Annotated in this window: 21 protein-coding genes; 11 read left to right on the top strand and 10 right to left on the bottom strand. The window is 62.5% G+C overall.

Annotation, left to right across the window (positions count from 1 at the left end; genetic code table 11):
• Nucleotides 1-55: 55 nt before the first annotated feature.
• Nucleotides 56-913: a LysR family transcriptional regulator gene (locus tag ACIPOO_RS13545; protein WP_400607516.1), complete on the bottom strand. Its 858-nt coding sequence runs from the start codon at nucleotides 911-913 to the stop codon at nucleotides 56-58.
• Between the two features lie 110 nt (nucleotides 914-1,023).
• Here ACIPOO_RS13545 and ACIPOO_RS13540 point away from each other — a divergent pair, with 110 nt between their 5' ends.
• The 3 genes from ACIPOO_RS13540 (at nucleotide 1,024) to ACIPOO_RS13530 (ending at nucleotide 3,237) form a co-directional block, all read left to right on the top strand.
• Nucleotides 1,024-1,731 carry a GNAT family N-acetyltransferase gene (locus tag ACIPOO_RS13540; protein WP_400607513.1) on the top strand — a complete coding sequence of 236 codons (708 nt, stop codon included), beginning with the start codon at nucleotides 1,024-1,026 and terminating at the stop codon, nucleotides 1,729-1,731.
• 704 nt (nucleotides 1,732-2,435) lie between these two features.
• The gene (locus ACIPOO_RS13535; RefSeq protein ID WP_400607511.1) at nucleotides 2,436-2,825 is read left to right on the top strand and encodes a polymorphic toxin type 44 domain-containing protein; all 390 of its coding nucleotides are present in this window, start codon (nucleotides 2,436-2,438) and stop codon (nucleotides 2,823-2,825) included.
• Nucleotides 2,803-3,237, top strand: coding sequence for a hypothetical protein (locus tag ACIPOO_RS13530; protein WP_400607508.1), 435 nt, complete (start codon nucleotides 2,803-2,805; stop codon nucleotides 3,235-3,237). The genes ACIPOO_RS13535 and ACIPOO_RS13530 overlap by 23 nt, the downstream gene beginning before the upstream one ends.
• A 62-nt stretch (nucleotides 3,238-3,299) precedes the next feature.
• On the opposite strand, the gene ACIPOO_RS13525 is transcribed toward ACIPOO_RS13530, so the two are convergent.
• From ACIPOO_RS13525 to ACIPOO_RS13515, 3 genes are read right to left on the bottom strand one after another with little or no spacing between them, the layout of a single operon-like run.
• Nucleotides 3,300-3,905, bottom strand: a complete 606-nt coding sequence (locus ACIPOO_RS13525) for a class I SAM-dependent DNA methyltransferase (RefSeq protein ID WP_400607505.1) — start codon at nucleotides 3,903-3,905, stop codon at nucleotides 3,300-3,302.
• A complete protein-coding gene (locus ACIPOO_RS13520; protein WP_400607503.1) occupies nucleotides 3,902-4,675 on the bottom strand; it encodes a PIG-L deacetylase family protein in 774 nt (257 codons plus the stop codon). The genes ACIPOO_RS13525 and ACIPOO_RS13520 overlap by 4 nt, the downstream gene beginning before the upstream one ends.
• Nucleotides 4,672-5,703 carry an acyl-CoA dehydrogenase family protein gene (locus tag ACIPOO_RS13515; RefSeq protein WP_400607500.1) on the bottom strand — a complete coding sequence of 344 codons (1,032 nt, stop codon included), beginning with the start codon at nucleotides 5,701-5,703 and terminating at the stop codon, nucleotides 4,672-4,674. Before ACIPOO_RS13515 ends, ACIPOO_RS13520 begins: the two co-directional genes overlap by 4 nt.
• A gap of 186 nt (nucleotides 5,704-5,889) precedes the next feature.
• Between ACIPOO_RS13515 and ACIPOO_RS13510 the strand changes: the two genes are divergently transcribed.
• From ACIPOO_RS13510 to ACIPOO_RS13500, 3 genes are all read left to right on the top strand, one after another.
• Complete coding sequence (locus ACIPOO_RS13510; RefSeq protein WP_400607498.1) at nucleotides 5,890-6,267, top strand: DUF2946 family protein; 378 nt, start codon at nucleotides 5,890-5,892, stop codon at nucleotides 6,265-6,267.
• Nucleotides 6,268-6,386: 119 nt separating this feature from the next.
• Complete coding sequence (locus ACIPOO_RS13505) at nucleotides 6,387-6,995, top strand: SCO family protein (RefSeq protein WP_400607495.1); 609 nt, start codon at nucleotides 6,387-6,389, stop codon at nucleotides 6,993-6,995.
• Nucleotides 6,995-7,474 (top strand): copper chaperone PCu(A)C, encoded by a 480-nt coding sequence (locus tag ACIPOO_RS13500; RefSeq protein WP_400607493.1) that lies wholly within the window; start codon nucleotides 6,995-6,997, stop codon nucleotides 7,472-7,474. The genes ACIPOO_RS13505 and ACIPOO_RS13500 overlap by 1 nt, the downstream gene beginning before the upstream one ends.
• 222 nt (nucleotides 7,475-7,696) lie before the next feature.
• Here ACIPOO_RS13500 and ACIPOO_RS13495 read toward each other — a convergent pair whose 3' ends face one another.
• The 6 genes from ACIPOO_RS13495 to ACIPOO_RS13470 form a co-directional block, all read right to left on the bottom strand.
• The gene (locus ACIPOO_RS13495; RefSeq protein WP_400607782.1) at nucleotides 7,697-8,971 is read right to left on the bottom strand and encodes an Nramp family divalent metal transporter; all 1,275 of its coding nucleotides are present in this window, start codon (nucleotides 8,969-8,971) and stop codon (nucleotides 7,697-7,699) included.
• Between the two features lie 141 nt (nucleotides 8,972-9,112).
• Nucleotides 9,113-9,778: a glycosyltransferase family 2 protein gene (locus tag ACIPOO_RS13490; protein ID WP_274133923.1), complete on the bottom strand. Its 666-nt coding sequence runs from the start codon at nucleotides 9,776-9,778 to the stop codon at nucleotides 9,113-9,115.
• Nucleotides 9,779-9,911: 133 nt separating this feature from the next.
• Nucleotides 9,912-10,475, bottom strand: a complete 564-nt coding sequence (locus ACIPOO_RS13485; protein ID WP_274133922.1) for a type 1 glutamine amidotransferase domain-containing protein — start codon at nucleotides 10,473-10,475, stop codon at nucleotides 9,912-9,914.
• Between the two features lie 114 nt (nucleotides 10,476-10,589).
• A complete protein-coding gene (locus ACIPOO_RS13480) occupies nucleotides 10,590-10,925 on the bottom strand; it encodes a hypothetical protein (protein WP_274133921.1) in 336 nt (111 codons plus the stop codon).
• Nucleotides 10,926-11,276: 351 nt separating this feature from the next.
• Entirely contained in the window at nucleotides 11,277-11,633 is a 357-nt protein-coding gene (locus tag ACIPOO_RS13475; protein WP_400607490.1) for a hypothetical protein, read from the bottom strand.
• Between the two features lie 81 nt (nucleotides 11,634-11,714).
• Nucleotides 11,715-12,404: a hypothetical protein gene (locus ACIPOO_RS13470; RefSeq protein ID WP_400607487.1), complete on the bottom strand. Its 690-nt coding sequence runs from the start codon at nucleotides 12,402-12,404 to the stop codon at nucleotides 11,715-11,717.
• Between the two features lie 431 nt (nucleotides 12,405-12,835).
• Here ACIPOO_RS13470 and ACIPOO_RS13465 point away from each other — a divergent pair, with 431 nt between their 5' ends.
• The 5 genes from ACIPOO_RS13465 (at nucleotide 12,836) to ACIPOO_RS13445 (ending at nucleotide 20,039) form a co-directional block, all read left to right on the top strand.
• Nucleotides 12,836-15,682, top strand: coding sequence for a multicopper oxidase domain-containing protein (locus ACIPOO_RS13465; protein WP_400607780.1), 2,847 nt, complete (start codon nucleotides 12,836-12,838; stop codon nucleotides 15,680-15,682).
• Between the two features lie 38 nt (nucleotides 15,683-15,720).
• Nucleotides 15,721-16,761: an SCO family protein gene (locus ACIPOO_RS13460; protein ID WP_400607778.1), complete on the top strand. Its 1,041-nt coding sequence runs from the start codon at nucleotides 15,721-15,723 to the stop codon at nucleotides 16,759-16,761.
• 455 nt (nucleotides 16,762-17,216) lie between these two features.
• Nucleotides 17,217-18,299, top strand: coding sequence for a glycoside hydrolase family 3 N-terminal domain-containing protein (locus tag ACIPOO_RS13455; RefSeq protein ID WP_400607484.1), 1,083 nt, complete (start codon nucleotides 17,217-17,219; stop codon nucleotides 18,297-18,299).
• Nucleotides 18,300-18,399: 100 nt separating this feature from the next.
• On the top strand, nucleotides 18,400-18,807 hold the full coding sequence (locus ACIPOO_RS13450) for a hypothetical protein (RefSeq protein ID WP_400607481.1): 408 nt from the start codon (nucleotides 18,400-18,402) through the stop codon (nucleotides 18,805-18,807).
• A gap of 395 nt (nucleotides 18,808-19,202) precedes the next feature.
• Nucleotides 19,203-20,039: a transporter substrate-binding domain-containing protein gene (locus ACIPOO_RS13445; protein ID WP_400607479.1), complete on the top strand. Its 837-nt coding sequence runs from the start codon at nucleotides 19,203-19,205 to the stop codon at nucleotides 20,037-20,039.
• Nucleotides 20,040-20,051: the final 12 nt, after the last annotated feature.

Raw genomic sequence — 20,051 nt, 5'->3', positions numbered from 1 at the left:
AGAGCAGCATGAGGGGCGGGAATTGGCCGCAGGCGCATACGGCATGTGAAAAAATTCACATGGGGTCGGGTGACGCCAGGCATTCGATGAGGAAATCCAGCACCACGCGAATCTTGCCTGCGTTGCGCAAGTCCTCGTGATAGGCCAGCCAGACGGGCAGGCTCAGGGCGGTGTCGCAGGCCGGAGCGCGCTTGAGCCGGTACTCGTGAGCGAGAAAGCCGGGCAGCAACACCAGCCCGCCGTCGCCGGCGGCCGCCTGGGCCTGGACCCGCAGGTCATTACTGGAAATCACCAGCGCCCGACCGTCCAGATGGCCGCGCAACCATTGCTGTTGCACCGAATGTTCCATGCTCTGGTCGTAGCCGATGAACTGATAGTCGGCAGGTGTGTGGTTGTCCAGGTAACGTTCGCTGGCGTACAGCGAGAAGGGCAGGTCGGCCAGGTGTTTGGCCACCACCTGGGCCTCTTCGGGGCGGGCGTAGAGCAGGGCGACGTCGGTTTCCTTGCGCGCCAGCGAAGCAATGGATTTGGAACCGACCATGCGCACCTTCAGCCCCGGATAGCGCTCGCGCAGCCGGCCGATGTTCGGGGCGATCAGGGTCGCGAGAAAGGCCGGGGGCGAGGAGATGACCACCTCGCCTTCGATGCGGTCATGCTCGCCACCGGCAAAGCGTTGCAGGGCGAAGGAGGCGCTGGACATCTGCTCGGCGAATTCACTGACCCGCAACCCGTCGGCGGTGAGTGTGTACACCCGGCCACGGCGGTCCACCAGCTTGAGTGCCAGCGACGCCTCCAGTGATGCAATGCGCCGCGCCACGGTCGCGTGCTCGACGCCCAGCGTGCGGGCTGCGGCGGCGAGGCTGCCTTCACGGGCAAAGGTTGCAAAGAAGCGCAGATCGTCCCAGTCGAACATGGTCGCGGCGGGGTCCTGAAAAAGTGGGATTGCGGCCGCTCACCTTAGCAATTCGAGCGCGCCGGCAGAAGCCGGTATGATGCACGGGTTCAGCCTTCATCAGGATTTCCATGTTCACCATCACGCGCCTTGCGAACACCCCACCGGAATCGATCGACAGCCAGATCATGCAGCTGGTGATCGACTACGTGACCGACATCAGCATGGTCGGCATCGCCCCGAGCAACCCGTTGTACCCGCTGTATCAGTACGGCGTGGGCCATGAAGTGCACCAGTACCTGCAGGCGATGGATGGCTCGCGGGGCATGCCGGTGGAATTGATCGTCGCGCTGGATGCCGAGGATCCGTCGATTGTCGCAGGCTTTCTGCTGTACCTGCCGGTGCAGGACGATCCGCAGGCCTGTGCGGTGGCGTACATGGCGGTGCAGGCAGCCCGGCGCAGGCAGGGTATCGCACGGGCGATGCTGGAGAAGATGCTCGAGCGTTATCCCCATGCGGAACTGGCCTGCTTTGTCAGCAAGGTGCCGTACTTCGAGGCGATGGGGTTCCAGGTGCTGTCCGCCCGCGGACCACAGGTGGTGATGAACACGCGGGACCGACAGACCGACGGCTTGCTCGCGGTGCTCGACGTCGCGCCGATCTACAGCTCGGTGGAAGTGCGGCAGATCCATGCGTACCTGCTCAACCAGCACGGCAAACGGGCCATGGTAGACGCCGAAAAACAGCGCGACCGCCACCTGGACCAGATGACCCGCCAGGCACGGTTGTTCGTGATGGGCCGGTTAGCCGCTAACGACCCGCAATCCCCAACCCAGTAGCAGCACGGCAGGGCGGCGTCGGGGATTTCGAGAACGCTGACGCCGGCAAGCCGGACTGCTACGGGGGTGAGGGTTGTTCTCAGGTTGCGTGACCACCGCGATTGCGTAGGAGCGCGCTTGCCCGCGAATGCGTCAGGCCAGACACCTCGATGTCGAGTGAACCACCGCCGTCGCGGGCAAGCGCGCTCCTACAGGTGTGTGCCAAACCCGGATAGCGCGCACCACGCAAATCCGTAGCAGTCCGGCTTGCCGGCGTCGGGGATTTAGAGACCGCCAACGCCGGCAAGCGGAGCGCCGCCCGGCCGTGCCGCTACGTGGGTGAGGGCTGTTCTCAAGTGGCGTGACCAACCCGATTCCGTAGGAGCGCGCTTGCCCGCGAATGCGTCAGGTCTGACACCTCGATGTTGAATGAGACACCGCCATCGCGGGCAAGCGCGCTCCTACAGGCTTGTGCCAGACCCGGATCGTGCGCACTACGCTCAAGCCTCCCGAACCTGCTCATCCAGATCGATGCCGCCTGGCTGTCTGCTCCAAGCTCCCGCAAATATCAGGCGCTTCACCTCGCTTTGATCTGTCTTGGAGGAATAGTCCGTAGGGATTTTTTCTAGCTGTTGTAGGAGGCGTCTTGATTTTTTCGGAGTCGGGCTGGCAATCAATTTCCTCCATAGAATCTGCGCTTCACAGTAGACCAGAGATCATATGTAATGGCGGCGCCACCACTAGCTCCTCCAGGAGTTTCGCTAGACAAAAACATGAGTGAAGCTTCCCGGCGGCGACAGCATTTTCATCGGGGCGGAGATGCATTTCTGTTTAGCTGGTTCTATACGCAAGTAAGGAATCGAGGGCCGTGGGATTTCAAACAGAGGGGCGCGCACTATGAGGCTTTTGGCAACTTTCATTATGGTGCTGTTGGAACTGCTGCCGGTTTCTCAAAGGAGACGCTGCTCCGTGCAGCAGGTGTAGCTCAGACATTTGCAGGGACGAGTGTGAGCGCTTTCGGACGATGGTGGTCGGCAGCACCATACGGTGATGACCCTCGTGACCAGCGTTGGATAAGGGATGGAATCGAGTATGCAAAGTCCAAGGGTTTTTAAAGTTCTGGCAGGATTGCTTTTCATCATCTGTGCCACTCAAACCGTCTGGATCCTTGGATACATGCCGAGTTCGGCAGTTCTATCAAAGGTAGTGCAGAAGTACTCAGTCGGTGAAAACGCAATGGTTTATGTCGTGCTGAGTGATGCAGGTGGTGCGACAGTCCCGGTTACGTATCACTACTTTCTGCATGTGCCCGTCATTGATGATCGTGCGCTGCTTGCAGAGCTGAACTCGTCAGGAAGTGCTTTTTTGGTGACCCGAGACAGCGACGCGAGAGTATCCACAGCTGATGGTCATATCGATATTGCTGTCAAAGGTAGTATCTACAGCTTCACAAATGTCGCTTTGTTGCGGCAAGGCGACCATTACCAACCGATAGGTATTGGGTTGGATGCACAACCCGATTTCTGACGGATTGATATCGGGCGAAATGACCCGGTCTACAGCCATGCGTGCTGCTTCGGGGCATTAGTTCAGTCCTCCCGAACCTGCTCATCCAGATTGATGCCGCCAGGCTGTCTGCTCCACACCTCCAGCAGGAAATCCGGTTCCTCGTGGCGCAGCGTGCGATGCAGTCGCAGCCTTGAATGCAGCAGGCTGTGGGCCTCGCGTCCGGTCATGGCGCAGCCGTCGATCGGTTGCAGCCAGTGGCAGGCCAGCACGGCGCCGTCGGGCGTCAGGCTGGCGAGCATGTGGTCGATCACCTCGATAAAGGACGCAGGCGTCAGGTAATAGGCCCACTCGCTGACCACGATCAGGTCGAACGCGCCTTCGGGCCAGTCCTCCGGCAACCGGCCCTGCACGACCCTGGCTTTGGAAAACCGCTTGAGCCGCTGCACGGCCAGTTCCACGGCGCGCGGGCAGAGGTCCATGCACACCAGGCTGTCGCAACGCCGGGCCAACGCCACGCTCAGCTCGCCGTTGGCGCAGCCGGGTTCGAACGCCCGCTCATAGCGCTGGCGGGGCAGTGCGGCCAGGGTCAGGTCGCGTTTGCGCTGCTCGTACCAGCGGGTGCGAAACGCCCAAGGATCGTCGCTGTCGGCGAACAGTTCATCGAAGTAGTCGGCAGGCAGGCTCACAGGAACACCAGTTCGAAAGGCTGCAGCATGCGCTCCAGCGTATCCGGGGCCAAGACCGGGGCGCTACCGGTGCTGGAGTCGGTCTGCAACTGGGTGGCATGGGCTTCGATGGCCCAGCGCTTGCGCCGCTGCTGCTCTTCATTGAGCACCAGCTTGCGTGCATGGGCCCAGGGGATTCGTGGGTCGTTGGGCTCGGCCCAGTGCCAGGCCCACACCGGTGTCTCAAGCAAGGTCGCACCGGTATTGGCCGCTGCCTGAGCGGCGCAATGGCCTACGGCTTCGTGATCGCAGTGGCCGTCATGCCGCCAGGTGGTGATCACCACATCGTCAGACCCCAGGTCTTCGCTGAGCAGGGCGATCAGCGATTCCGCCCGATCCGCCACCTGGCCGTCGGCGATGCCCAGGCGTTGCCAGCACAGACGCTGCACATCGAAGCCCAGCCGGGCGACGGCGCGCTCGCTTTCCTTGCGCCGCTCCAGACGCAGCATCATCTGTGGCCACTGCGGCGAATCCGCATGGCTGGCCTCGCCATCAGTCACCGAGATCAGTTGAACAGGATTGCGCCGCCCGACCATCCCCGCCAGCAGGCCACCGCAGGCGAGGATTTCGTCGTCCGGATGGGGCGCCAGCACCACCAGCCGCGAGCCGGTGGGCACCAGTTCGCTGAGGGTAATGGGGCGCACGCCTTGCAGTGCCGGGCTGGTCTGCCAGTCGGTCAAGGGTGTGCCACGCACGCCAAAGGGATCTGAGTTACTCAGGGCCATGTTCATAGGGTCCAATCCTCCGTTTCCTGTTTGGCCAGTAACTGGCCCAGGTGCGCCAGATCCCGTTCGGCGTGGCTCTGACGAATAAAGACCGGCAAATCCACTGCCAGCCGGGCAAAGTGCGAGTCGCGACAGAATGGCGTGGCGCCCAGTGCGCGGCCCACGTGCTGACACACCTGTTCGACAGTCATTTCCACCTGGGCGCGCAGGCGTTGCACTGCCAGTTGCGCGTCATCCCGGGGATGGGCGTCGATCCACGCGGCGCATTCGCGCAGGGCCGCTGCCGCGCCGCACAACGCGGCATCTACCGCGCCCAGGTGTGCGTCCCCATGAGGGTCGTCGCGGCCTTTGCCACGCTGCTCGCGCAGGGCCTTGGCCAGCGCCACCGCCGCGCCATACCACGCCGCAGCGATGCCTGCGCCGCCGTGCCAGAATCCGGGCCTGCTCAAGTAGGCGCCGGGCCCGCCGACGCTGTGGCCCACCACGCCGTCGAAGTGCACGTCGACACTGGCGGTGCTGGCCATCCCGACTGCCTGCCAGGCCTGGCCGTCGACACTCACGCCGGGGCTGTCCAGGCGCACCGCGACCAGTTGCGGTTGATCGTCCGCGCCCCAGACCGTCAGCAGCGCGTAGTCGATCTGCCGGGCGCCGGAACACCACGCCTTGCGGCCGCGCAGCAGCACTTCGGTGCCTTGTTGCTGGACGATAGAGACACGCGCATCCGGCGGCTCGGCCGCCCAGACACCCCAGATGCCGGGCAGGAAAAACGGGTTGAAAGACAACTCGGCGAGGATCGCCAGGGCATCGGTGTGACCCTCGTACAGCTTGAGCAGCGCCAGATCGATGCCGCCCACGGCTGCCAGTTGCTGCCAGCGCGCCAGGGTCTGGCCGCTGGCGGGCAAGGGCAGTTGGTCCAGGCCGTGCTCGATGCACAGGCGCATGGCTTCGGCCAGCGCGTCGCCGCTCATGGGCGGGTTGGGACGCCGGGCAAAATCGGCCAGCAGCGCGTCGAGGGTGAGTGCGGTGTCCGCCATGCCTGAAGTGCTCCCTGAGGTATCTGGCTGTCGAGCAGCTCCTGACATTCGGCACTGACCCGGGCGCGGGGTTCCGAGAGATTTCAGGTCAAATAAACCAGGCTGATAGAGATGCGCGGTTTTGTCGCACCCGCAAGTCCGGCCCCGTTACATCTCGGGGGGCGCAAGCAGGTAGAATGCGGCCCCATGAAACTCGTCCGAACCCACCAATCGCTCATTGCCTGGATGCTCTACGGCGCCATCCTGTTCACCGGGCTTGTGTGCAGTACCAGCCATGGACAGATGCTGCGGGCGTTCAATCAGGCCGGCCCATCGGCCGATTGCAGTGCCGACCATGGGATGTCGGGGCAGATGGACATGGCGCAGATGGGCGATCACGCGCAACTGATGAAACTGTCCATGACCGATTGCGCCTTCGCCGGCAGCCTGGCCCTGGCGCTGGTGTTCTACATCGGCCTGGGCTGGCTGGCGCGCACCTTGCGCAAGCGCGTGCCGCGTTCGGACTACCTGCTGCGCAAACCTCCGCGACATCTCTTCCCCGGTCTTTCGCCCCAGGCGCCCTGAACGCTGGCCGCGAAACCCGCTGACTGTTTGGCGTCGCCCGCCCTGGGGCCTAGAAGGCTGCAGGCCGGGCGAGTAAAGGCTGGCGCCAACGCTGGCCGCTGCTTCAGAGAGTTCGTCACATGAATGATTTATTGACCCGCCGTCAGGTCCTGACCGGCATCAGCGTGCTGGGCCTGGGCCTGCTTGCGGGCTGCGATGGCTCGACCACCGCGCTGGATTTCAAATACGGCAAGGATCTGTCCAACAAGATCATGGGCCGTACCTTCAAGCTCACCGACACTCAGGGCGAGGTGAAGACCCTGTCCAGTTATCGGGGGCTGATGCCGATGGTGTTCTTCGGTTTCACCCAATGCCCGGCAGTCTGCCCGACGGCCCTTGCCCGCGCGGCCCAGATCAAGAAGATCATGGGCGAGGACGGCAAGACGCTGCAGGTGATCTTCATCACTGTCGACCCCGAGCGCGACACGCCAGAGATCCTCGACGCCTACGTCAAGCAGTTCGACCCAAGCTTCGTCGCCCTGCGCGGCACCCTGGAGCAGACGCAGCACGTGGCCAAGGAGTTCGGGGTGTTCTACGAAAAAGTCCCGGCCGGTGAGACATACACCATGTCCCACACCGCCACCAGTTTCGTCTTCGACTCCCGGGGCAACCTGCGTCTGGGCCTGTCGCCATCACTGTCCGCCAAACAATGCGCGGAAGATCTGACCACTGTCATGGAGGTCTGCTGATGACCGCTCTGTTTTCCAAATCCGTACTGGCTTTCTCGTTGCTGCTGGGTGTGAGCCTGTCGGCCATGGCGCAGACCCGCGTGGACGATGCCTGGGTGCGCACCACGGTGCAGGGGCAGCCGACGTCGGGCGCGTTCATGCGCATCACCGCCGATACCGACAGCAAGCTGCTCAGCGTCAGCTCGCCGGTGGCCAGGGACGTGCAGATTCACCAGATGAGCATGACCGATGACGTGATGCGCATGGGCCCGGTGGATTCGGTGGCGTTGCCTGCGGGCAAGGCGGTGTCGCTGGACCCGGACGGGTACCACGTGATGCTGATGGGGTTGACCGGGGCGATCAAGGAGGGGGATCAGGTGCCACTGACCCTGATCATCGAGAACGACAAGGGCGTGCGCGAAGAAGTGCAGGTCACGGCCCCCGCCAAGGCCATGTCGAGCCAGATGGACATGGGCCACGATCACAGCAAGATGCATTGATGTAAGCGGGGGGCAACCGATATCGCCCCTCAGTCCCGTAGCCGCCGGACTTGCCCGCGGATCGATCTCGATCCCCTGTGGGAGCGGGCTTGCCCGCGAAAGCGTCAGGTCAGACACCTTGATGTTGAATGACCTACCGCCTTCGCGGGCAAGCCCGCTCCCACAGGTAATCGCTGGAACCCCGACGGCAAGCGGAACCCCGCCCGGCCGGACTGCTACGGTTCATGCCATTGCCATCCCTACCAGCAACACCAGGTTCAATCCGATAATCAACAACGCAATCCCCCACGCCAGCCCCGTCAACACCGGCCCGGTGACGAAACTGCCCATCAACTTCCGGTCCGATACGAAACGCACCAGCGGCACGATCGCGAACGGCAATTGCATCGACAGTATCACCTGGCTCAACACCAGCAACTTCGCCGTTCCTTCCGCACCATAAAGACTGGTCACCACAATCACCGGAATGATCGCCAGACCCCGGGTCAGCAGGCGTCGCACCCAACCCGGCAGTTTGAGGCGCAGGAACCCCTCCATCACGATCTGCCCGGCCAGGGTGGCGGTTACCGTGGAGTTGATCCCGGACGCCAGCAGCGCAATGGCGAACAGCGCTGAGGCTATCCCCACCCCGAGCATCGGCGAGAGCAGGTGATAAGCCTGCTCGATTTCCACCACGTCGGTCTTGCCCGCCTTGTGAAACACCGTGGCGGCGGTGATCAGGATCGCTGCGTTGACGAACAGCGCCAGCGTCAGTGCGATGGTGCTGTCCGTCACCGCCCAGCGCAGGCCGATGCGCCGGCCCTCATCGGTGCGCGGGTAGGCGCGGGTCTGCACGATGGAGGAGTGCAGGTACAGGTTGTGGGGCATCACCGTCGCGCCAATGATGCCGATGGCCAGGTACAGCGCCGCAGGGTTGGTGACGATTTCGGCCTTGGGAATGAAGCCTGCGAAGAGTTCGGCCATGTCCGGGCGGGCAAGCACCATCTGGATCGCGAAGCAGCCGAAGATAATCAGCAGCAACGCAATGACGAACGCCTCCAGCGCCCGAAAACCTTTGCCCATCAGCAGCAAGATCAGGAATACATCGATGGCCGACAGCACCGCGCCCCACACCAGCGGGATGCCGAACAGCAGGTTCAGGGCAATCGCCGTCCCGATTACCTCGGCCAGGTCGCAGGCGATAATCGCGATTTCACAGGCCAGCCACAGGGCAATGCACACCGGGCGGCTATAGCGCTCGCGGCAGGCCCGGGCAAGGTCCCAGCCGGTGACGATGCCCAACCGCGCCGAGAGCGCCTGCAACGCAATCGCCATGAGGTTGGACAGCAGAATCACCGACAGCAACAGGTAGCCGAATTGCGAACCACCGGCAATGTCGGTGGCCCAGTTGCCGGGGTCCATATAACCTACGGCGACCATATAACCCGGGCCGGTAAAGGCCAGCAGGCGTTTGAACCAGTGCGTGGTGTTCGGCATCGCGACACTGGCGCTGGGCATGCCGCCCCCCAGTGTGTCGTCGCCGGGGTTGGCCCGGTTCTTTATCGGTTGCATCACTCGCTTTCCCGCTCTGATGAGGATCGCCTGGGCGCAACGTCGACAATCCGGAACAGGCCCCCGGATCTCTGCGCGTACTCAGGGTTAGCTTAATAACGAAGAACTGGCCAGTGAATTTAGGTAATCGCCAAAACCTTCCCGGCAGCGGCATGCCTTGCGTGCGCTGGTGATGACGCTGTTGCGGGCGGTCCAGACGATCTGCGCGCCGCTGCGTTCGAGGTCTTGCACCAGGTGCACGTCCTCGTGGGCAGGCAAGGCGCGGAAACCGCCGGCCCGCACATAGGCCGTCGAAGACACCCCCAGGTTGGCGCCGTGGATGTGCCGGTGGTCTTCGACGAACCGGTAATGGGCGTCGTAATGAATCTGCACATGAGGCGGGTGTTCCGACCAGTCGGTGACCTGAACCACGCCGCACACGGCATCGGCGCTCAGGGCGACCTGCTGCGTCAGCCAGCCGTGAGGCACCACGGTGTCGGCGTCGGTGAAGGCCAGCCAGCGGGCACCGCGTTCGAGCATGCGCTGGGCGCCGGCGGCGCGGGTCATGCCGACGTTGCGATGGCTGCAGGCGACGGTCAACACGCCATGGGCCTGCGCAATCATGGCCGAATTGTCGGAGCAGTCGTCGAGCATGACCAGGATTTCTACCGCCTCGCCCTCGAGCCCGTCGTGGCGGGACGCTGCGATCAATGAACGGATGCAGTCATCCAGGAATTCTTCTTCGTTGTGGGCGGGGACGATGATCGCAATCATGGGCGAGCCTCTGACTGGCGCTCGCGAGAATCGCGCAGGCCTTTGTGATGTCGACGGGCCGCGAAAAAATTGGTTGCAAGTATTTTCGTTCAAGCCGACGCCGCGGCATGCGGCGTGGGCGTCTGACAACGAATCAGGCGGCGAGGAGGGCTTTGCCGATGGCTTCGTTGAAGGCTGGCAGGTCGTCTGGCGTGCGCGAGGTAATCAGCGTCCAGCCGTTGGCCGGGCACGCCTTGACCTGGGTGTCGACCCAGTCGGCAGCCTTGGCGTTGAGCAAGTCGATGCGCACGCTGGGGTAGGACGTCAGCGTCTTGCCGCCGACCACGCCCGCGTCGATCAGCAGCCAGGGGCCGTGGCAGATCGCGGCGACCGTCTTGCCGGCGTCGGCGAATTCCTTGACCAGACGCTGGGCATCGGCGTCCTGGCGCAGGGTGTCGGCGTTGACCGTGCCGCCAGGAATGACCAGCGCGTCGAACTCGGCGGCGGACAATCCGGCGAGGCGCGTATCGGAGGTGACGCTGGTGTCTTTCTCGGTGTCGTGCAGGAAGGTCTGCGCGTCACCGCCCTTGATGGTCGCGTGGGTCACCGTCGCGCCCATGCCTTGCAAGGCTTGCAGCGGCTTGAGCAGCTCATCGCGTTCGATGCCGGTGTTGGCGGTGATGATCAGGACTTTCTTGCCGGTGAGGGTCGTGCTCATGATGGTGATTCCTCTTGAGTTGAACAGCGCCCGACAGGTCGGGCGATATGGTTCTCTGAGGAAATCGGAAATACGAAGTTCAGCCCGATTGCATCACCGGGCCTTGGCCGCGACCTACAGGCAGTCGCGTGCCGCTTTCTCCAGAGCACTCTTGCCGAACGCCGAGGCCAGTGGCGCGCGCTGATAGAGGAAGGCGCGAGTATTGGGGTTGCCCTTGAACACTTCGAGGATATCGTCCTGGGCCACTTTGCCGGACACCAGCAACTTGTAATGACCCTTGGTCTCGGTCAGCGTGGTGTCTGGCTTGATCTTCTGCCACTTCTCGAAGACGCACTGCGCGTAGTCAGCGGCGGGCTTGGGAGTTTCCATGTTCACGGACGGATTGTTCGGGGTGGAACCACAGCCGGCCAGGGAAAGGGCCAGCACACTTGTCAGCAGTAAGAGACGCATCTATTTCATCCTGAAAACAGAAGTTGAAACACTTATTAGGCGATGAGCTGCCGCGCTATCAACGTGCCATTACCTGGCAGTTTCCAGGTGCCCGGCAAAGTGCTTGTTTTGTCTCGATTTAATATTGTTTGAAGTTAAGAAACAAAATCATTTGCGTTAATGATGGGCGCGCCCACTATTAGTTGGCGCGTATGTTGACCATCAATTCGGGAAATGAAAAGAGCGCATTCGAAAATATCACCCATGACCGTTCGTACGGAAAAACGAATATTTCTCAACGCCCGCGTGTTCACCTCACGAACACCGTCCGGCACTGGATGATCCAGGCGCCGGGTCTCACGGTACATGTAGCTACGTGGCATTTTGAGGCCACAGGCTGTTTTCTGTGCCCAAGCGAGATGTGCTGAGGTTTCGATTGCCCTGGGGGCAATGGTCTTCGATTTGCACCGGCTTTGTTTGCGGTTCGATAACCAGAACAAGAAGGTGGAGGTATTTATGCAATTCAAACAAGCGATCCTTGCTCTTGCCATTGGTGGGGTGCTGTCGGCATCCACCGTGCTGATTCCTGACTCGATCTCTCACTCCAGCAGCGCCTACGCCAAAGACGGCGGCGGTGGCGGTGGAGGCGGCGGTGGTGGTGGTAACGGCGGCGGTGGTGGAGGCAATGGAGGCGGCGGCGGTGGTAATGGAGGCGGTGGTGGTGGCCACGGCGGAGGCGGCGGTGGCAACGGTTCTGGAGGCGGTGGTGGCGGCTCCGGCGGCGGATCAGGCGGCGGATCAGGCGGCGGATCAGGCGGCGGCTCGGGTGGTGGCAATGGCGGCGGCAACGGCGGTGGCGCCGGTGGCGGAAACGGTGGCAACGCAGGTGGCCATGCCGGTAACGACCACGGCAACCACGATGGCGCCAATCATGATCGCGGCGATGACCATGGCAATCATGCAGCCAACCACGATGCAAATCATGAGGCCAACCACGAAGCCAACCATGAGGCGAATCACGCGGCCAACCACGAAGCCAATCATGAGGCCAACCACGAAGCCAATCATGAGGCGAACCACGAAGCCAACCACAACGTGGGCGACGACCGTGGCAACCACGCAGCCGATCACACCCAGATAGGGGACGATCGCGGCAACGACCAGGCTCGCGCAGGCGACGACCACGGCCGTGACCGTGGCAATCATGACCGTGGTGACGATCATGGCGGCCGTCGCGGCCATGCCCAGCCAGGTGATGACCACAGCGCCGACCAGGCTCGCGCAGGCGACGACCATGGCCGTGACCGTGGCAATCATGACCGTGGTGACGATCATGGCGGCCGTCGCGGCCATGCCCAGCCAGGTGATGACCACAGCGCCGACCAGGCTCGCGCAGGCGACGACCACGGCCGTGACCGTGGCAATCATGACCGTGGCGACGACCACGGTGGCCGTCGCGGCGTACAGGCTCAGGCCGCTGACGAAAGCCGTGTCTGACATGCTCTGAAGAACCGGGTGAAGCCGCAGGAAGCGGCTTCGTACCGGGCTGCAACCCTTCGGTATTACCCCCAATACCTCGTGAATTTCCCCACCGGCAGCGGGGACCAATCCCCGGTCCTGACATTTACCGTGCCAAGTTTTTGCATCAAATTGTTACGATATTTTTCACTGGAACCCGCGAGTTTCCTGACTCCGCTGGCCATCGTTTTAATGTCACAACGCGCGCTTTCTGACTCTGGCAAGGCTTTTGCCCCTTCACCCAATACCTGCGGACGCCACGGCGTCTGACCGCAGCCGTTGGATGAAACACAAATGCCCTGTGCATGAGTTGAAGGTGAGCCACCATGAAGCAACCCACGCGTTTAAAGTTCCCCTCCATCAACGGGCTTCAGCTTTTGCGCGGATCTTCCGCGGTATTGATCGCCCTGAGTATGGGGTTGACGGCGGTCCATGCCGGGCCGATCGACAACGAAGATCAACCTCCAGTCACCGACCCATCGGCCTACACCGATCCGCCTGCGGATCCAGCCGCTGCGTTGAACAACCTGCTGACGCTGCCTGAAGCCAACGAAGGTGCGCTGGACCTGCCCAATGGTATAGAGGGCACGCGCGCCTCGACCCGGGTTGAAAACGTGCTGCCGCCTTCGGCGCAGACCAGCTTCAATTACCCCACCAATGGCAAGCCCAGCCCGTTGTTCGGGGCCCAGCCATTCACTCAGCCAGTGCTGTTGTTCGAAGAGTTCGGGCCGACGAAGCTCGATCCAACCCAGACCTCGCAAGTTCCGTTCCCGCCGCCCACCCTGGGCCCGGGGCCTGCTCAGGACCCGACCAGCGTCGCCCGCAGCGGCCCGTCGCCTGAAGCCCTGGCTGCGTTTCTCGCGGCACCCGGCCTGACGCCGTATCCGACGCAGTACGCCAACTCGCTGGACCGCAACCCCTGGCAGGCGCAGATTCAGGATTTCCTGAACCGTCGCGTGGATGCACCGGCTGAAGGGCGTCCACCTGGAAAGGGCTGGTCCCATCAGCGCTGGAACGAGTTCTACCCGCAGATCGCCTACAAGACCGTGCAGACCGGTGCCCACAGCAACAGCGGGTTCCGCGATCACTTGCAGCTGCATGATTACAAAGGCGGGGAGTGGGGGCCAGGCGGGCTGAACTACTACCCGGACGGCAGCACCAACCATGGCGGCACCGCCAGCGGGATCGGCGTGCGCATTCACCCCTTGATGCCGGTGCAGGAACACAACTCGGTCTGGACCTTCGACGGCACCCTGCCGCCCAAGCTGCTCATGGTGCGCTACGGCCAGCCGGTGCTGATGCGTCACTACAACGGCCTGCCGATCGACCCGTCCGCCAACAAGGGCTTCGGTCTGCACACCATCTCCACTCACGAACACAACGGCCACAACCCGGCCGAGAGCGACGGCTATGCCAACGCGTTCTTCTTCCCGGGGCAGTACTACGACTATCGCTGGCCGATGCAACTGGCCGGCTACGACACCATCAACACAAACGCCAAGGATCCGCGTGCGGCGTTCCCCTGTGCGCCGGGCGAAACCCTGTGGGTCAACGATGACTCGCCAGGCCTCAAGACCTGCGACCACGGCACCATCAAGATCCGTGGCGACTGGCGCGAGACCATGAGTACCCACTGGTTCCACGACCACATGATGGATTTCACCGCCCAGAACGTCTACAAGGGCAACGCGGCGATGATGAACTACTACAGCGCCCTGGACCGCGGTAACGAAGCCATCGACGACGGCGTCAATCTGCGTTTCCCCAGCGGCTCGTACCTGGCCTGGGGTAACCGCGACTACGACGTCAACCTGACCGTGGCGGACAAGGCCTGGGATCAGAACGGCCAGCTGTGGTTCAACCCGTTCAACACCGATGGCTTCCTCGGCGATGAGATGGTGGTGAACTGGGGCTACAAACCGTACCTGGATGTGCGCGCCCGCAGCTATCGCTTCCGCATCCTCAACGGTTCGGTGTCGCGCTACGTGAAGATCGCCATGGTGCGCGAAATCAAGGGCAACGGCGGTGAATTCCCAGGGCCGCAAGGCTCCGGTGTGTCCTACGCCCGGGTGCCGTTCCACATGATCGCCAACGACGGCAACATCATGGAACACGCCGTTCCGTTCGACGGCACCATGGACCTGGACGGTGACGGTGACCTGAAAAACAACTTCGGCATCCTGCCAACCCAAGGCATCGCCGAGCGCTACGACATCATCGTCAACTTCGGCAAGAACGGGATCAAGGCCGGGGACAAGATCTACATGGTCAACGTCCTCGAACATGAGACCGGCAAAGGTCCGAAAGGCGAAGTGCCGCTGGGCGACGTGTTGTCCGGCAAGTATCAGGCGGTGATCAAACAGGGCAGCAAGGGGCCGCAATGGGACAAGGGCGATCCGGTGGTCGGCATGTTCATGCAGATCAACGTCAAGCCTTATACCGGCCAGGACCTGAGCATGGATCCGGTGGCGTACGAACCGGCCAAGCCCGGCAAGGCAGAAGGCAAGGTGATGATCCCGCTGACGATTCACCGCGACAACGCGGCGGATCAGGCGCTGTTGGCCAATGCGCGGCACCGCACCTTTATCTTCGGCCGCTCCGACGGGACCGACTCCACCCCATGGACCATCAAGACCGACGGCGGCCTGGGCTTCAACATGGACCCTCGGCGGTTGTCTGCCTCCACCCACCTGGCCAACGGGCCGACCTCGGCGGGGTACCAAGGCACCGGGACTCTGGAAATCTGGAAAATCCAGAACGGCGGCAACGGCTGGACCCACCCGGTGCACGTGCACTTCGAGGAAGGGATCATCCTCAGCCGTGGCGGCAAGGCTCCACCTGAGTGGGAAAAATGGGCGCGCAAAGACGTCTATCGCATCGGCACCGACAGTGGCGACAACGTAGAAATGGCGATCCATTTCCGCGAATTCGCCGGGACCTACATGGAGCACTGCCACAACACCCAGCACGAGGACAACTCCATGCTGCTGCGTTGGGACATCGAGCATCCAGGGCAATTCCAGCTGATGCCCAACCCGATGCCGACCTGGGATGGCGTGGGCTACGTCAGCTCTGCGGCGCTGCCTACCGCCTACACCGGCGACGGCAACGGTCCTTCGGTGAAACTGGTAACTGCCAGTGGTGGCACCAGCTCCGGCGGCGGTTCTTCCTCTGGCGGTGGCTCGGGTGGTGGCTCCGGTGGTTCCGGCTCGGGTTCGGGCGGTGGTTCCGGTTCGTCCGGCTCGGGCAAAGGCAAATAGCGATCCGGGGGATCGGGGAGGTTGAAGTCATGTTCCAGATGCTTCGCAAGGCGGCCATTGCTGTGACCGTATCGATGATCGCCATGGTCTGGGGCAGCGCCCCGGGCGTGGCCGGCGATGTTCAGCCGGACACGCCCTGGGGCAAGGACTTCTTCCCCAACACGGTGCTGATCAACCAGGACGAACAGCCCATGCGGTTCTTCGACGACCTGATCAAGGGCAAGGTAGTGGTGATCAATTTCATCTTCACCTCCTGCTCCGACTCCTGCCCGCTGGAGACTGCGCGCCTGCGTCAGGTGCAGAAGCTGCTGGGGGATCATGTGGGGCGTGACGTGTTCTTCTACTCCATCAGCATCGACCCGGAAACCGACACCCCGGCCGTGCTCAAGCAGTACGCGGCCAAGTTCAAGGTGGCGCCGGGCTGGCAGTTCCTGACCGGCAACAAGGACGACATCGTCGAGTTGCGGCGCAAGCTTGGGCTGTTCATCGAGGGTGTCGACAACGGTCGCACCACCGATCACAACCTGAGCCTGATCGTCGGCAACCAGGCGACCGGGCGCTGGATGAAAGCCTCGCCGTTCGAGAACCCCTACATCCTCGCCGACCACCTGGGCAAAAGCCTGCAGAACTGGAAAGTGGCCGACGCCAATCAGAACAGCTACGCCGATGCGCCTGAAGTACGGCCTCCAAGCCTGGGCGAACAGATCTTCCGCACCCGCTGCAGTGCCTGCCACACCCTGGGCAACGAAGGTGAGCAGACCACTGGTATTCGTGGGGTAGGGCCCGACCTGCTTGGGGTGACCCGTCAGCGCGACGGCGAGTGGCTGGGGCGCTGGCTCAAGGAGCCCGATGTGATGCTCGCCGAGAAGGATCCTGTGGCGATCAAGTTGTATGAAGCCTACAACAGGGTGGCCATGCCCAACCTGCGCATGGAAGACAACGACATCGGCCAGGTGATCGCCTACCTGCAAGAGGAGACCGACCGCCAACAGCCGCAAGAGCACATGCATATGGCCGGGGATGATCCCCATGCCGGGCACAACATGCATGAGATGCACGAAGGGCACGTAATGCCGTAGCAGTCCGGCTTGCCGGCGTCAGGACTTTGTGGTCTTCACGCCGTGCATGCCTCCCCAATCCCGTAGCAGTCCGGCTTGCCGGCGACGGCGCCCTTGAGGTCGCAATCGCCGGCAAGCCGGACTGCTACGGGGTTTTTGCTGTTCTCAGGTTCTTCATGCCTGCACCCATTCCCTGGGTGGCACGGCTTTGCTCGCTTCGGTGTTCTTGAAATCGCTCCCGCGGGCAAGCCCGGCTGCTACGGGGATTTGTGTTGTTCACGCGATCTTTGATGCGACCGCAACCCCGTAGCAGCACGGCTTGCCGGCGGGGCGTCTTCGGAATCACTGCAATCCCATGGTGTTTGGTTGTGATCGTTTGTGCTCGATGTGCGCGAAGTAATTTGACAATGCTCGTTTAATCTTTAGAGTGAGCGATATCGAGCATCATCGCTCTTCAAGCAAAACGAGGTAACTCCATGTCGATCGACCTGCAACGGGCCGCCTATTCGGTGCTGCTGCCTGCATTCTCCGGGCTGGAACTGACGGATGCCGTGCGCCGTTATCTCGAACGCGGCGGGGTGTCGATCCTGCTGGGCGAAACCCGTGACGAGTACCTGGCACGCAACATGAGTTTCGAACGTCGCCGCTCGGAGACCCACGCCCATTTCAGCCATATCGCCGAACAGGCTGCCGCGTTGGCGGGTGTGCCAGTGCTGGTGGCCGTAGACCAGGAACTGGGCGGTATCCAGCGTTTGCACCGGCTGGTGCCGGGCATGCCATCGGCCGCTGCGCTCAAGGAATTGACCGGCGATGAGATCGAAGCCCGAAGCTACGAAATGGCCAGTGCGGCGCGAGTCATGGGGGTGAATCTGTTCCTCGCGCCCATCGTCGATGTGGTCACCGGGGCCAACCCCTGGCTGCACAATCGCAACCTGGGAAGCGACCCGCACGAAGTGTCGCGCATCGCCTGCGCATTCATTCGTGGCGTGCAGAGGGCGGGGGTGATTGCCACGGCCAAACACTTCCCGGGGCACCATCAAACCGAGCATGATCCAGCAGTCAATGAAGCAACGGTGCACGGTTCACTGGCTGATCTTGAAGACGGCCTGCAGGTCTTCAGGCAAGTAATCGCCACCGGCGTGCAGGCGATCATGCCCGGCCCTGCGGTGTTCCCGGCGCTGGATGAACAGCAGTCGGCATCGACCTCACAGAAGGTCATCAGCCTGCTGCGCGATGAGCTGGGCTTCGATGGGCTTATCATCTCCGATGACCTGGACGCCGTATCGATCCTGCGTGGCAACAGCCTGGCAGAGACTGCCGTGGCTTCATTGCGCGCGGGTGCTCACTTGTTGCTCGTTTCCAGCGAAGCGGGACTGGATGACCTGGCCGCCGCCATCGTGGAGGCGGTGGAGCAGGGCAGACTGGCGCAGGACGCGCTGCTGCGTGCCGCGCAGAAAGTTCGGGACCTGGCCCAGACATCGCGGGCACAGGTTGACTCGGGTCTGTACGTCTCGTACCCGATTTCGGGTGGCCATCTGACTCGTCGCGTTGTGCGCTGAAACCATCGCGACAGAGCGATTTTGCCGTAGGCAGGACAGGGCGCGGCGCGGCACAATGGCGGCACGCTCAAAGACCTACCTCACCAAGAGTCTGCCGCCCATGTTCACTCCGCTTGCCATGCCCCGACTGCTGGAACTGGCCCAGCGTTCTGCCGCCGTCACTGAACCTTGCACTTGCATCAGCAAATCCCTGGCCGGATGGGAAGGGCTGCCGGTTTCACTCAAGGAATCGCAATTGCAACAGGTCGCTTCCCTGGTCGCGGCCGAGGAAGAAGACCTGACGCTGGACGAGTACCACCCCAACGGCACCCATTACTGGTCCGTCGAGGCACCCATCGCCCCACAATTTTTCCCCTACAACCGCTGCGGCGTGTGGGCTTGCACGCTGTGCAGCCGGCACTTCCTGCGCTACGCCGAGGCAGGGGCCTATCACATCGAACAACGCATCCGCAGCCTTGACCCGATGTTGATCGTGGACGTGCCGTTCACCGGCATAGGCCGCAGCTGATTTCCTACGGGTTTGGAGAGCCCTCGTAGGAGCGCGCTTGCCCGCGACAGCGCCCGGCCAGACCCCTCGATGTCGAATGACCCACCGCAGTCGCGGGCAAGCGCGCTCCTACGGCCTTCGGCCAGAATCACATGATACTCACGACGCAAACCTCGTAGCAGCCGGGCTTGCCCGCGGGAGCGATCTTGCGGACGCCCCCGCCGGCAAGCCGTGCTGCTACGGTGAGATCACCGCAATACCACCCCCATAAAAAATTATTTCAACCGCCCGTTGACAGCTTCGTTCGTTCAAAACTAATCTGCATACAGCGCTGCACACATGACGGCGCACATGCTCGTACATGAGCTGCACTTGTACCTTTCTGCCCAAAAACAAATACATCGGTGAGGTCAAAAATGCTTCGTTCCTTCTCTCGTTCCGTCCGCAACATGCTCCTCTGCGCCGCCGCCACCGGTGCGCTGCTCAGCCAGGCCCCGGCGCAGGCCGCCGATTCGCTCTGGCAGGGTGTGCAGAAAAACGGTGTCTTGCGTTGTGGCGCCGCAGTCGCTGCGCCTTACGTCATGCGCGATGCCAAATCCGGTGAATACAGCGGCTACTTCGTCGACCTGTGCCGTGACTTCGGCGAGCGTGTGCTGAAGGTCAAGGTCGAGTTCGTCGACACCAACTGGGACAACCTGGTGGCCGGGCTGCAAAGCGACAAATGGGACCTGGCCATGGCCCTGAACCAGACCCCTGAACGCGCGATGGCCGTGAGCTTTTCGGTGCCTGCCACCGACTACCAGGTGTCCTTGCTCATCAACAAGGACAACCCCAAGTTCGCCAACGCGCAAAACAGCCTCGCCGACTACGACAAACCTGACGTGACCTTCGCCGTGATGTCCGGCACCGCCCAGGACAAGGCCATTTCCGCGGTCATCAAACAAGGCAAGATCATGCGCCTGGCCGGCATGGACGAAACCCGCCTGGCGGTGATGTCCAAGCGCGCCGATGTGCTGGTCGACGCCAGCGACACCAACCACCTGTTTGCCGTGGCCAACCCGGGCTGGAGCAAAGAGGTCCTGCCAAAACCTGCGCTGGCCAAGCAGGGCGTAGCCTTCGGTTTGCGCCGTGATGCATCCCCGGCCGATCTGCAGGCGCTCAACATCTATCTCTCCCAACGTCGCGACACCGGCGAAATCGACGCGCTGGTGGACAAGGCATCGGTGCTGGCCAACGCCAAGCCTGCGCAGTAACCCTGGGCACAT

This window comes from Pseudomonas sp. NPDC090201, assembly GCF_044746825.1.
Classification (GTDB): domain Bacteria; phylum Pseudomonadota; class Gammaproteobacteria; order Pseudomonadales; family Pseudomonadaceae; genus Aquipseudomonas; species Aquipseudomonas putida_AD.
The sequence above is the reverse complement of the archived record's forward strand: the minus strand, read 5'-3'. Positions and strand labels throughout refer to the sequence as shown.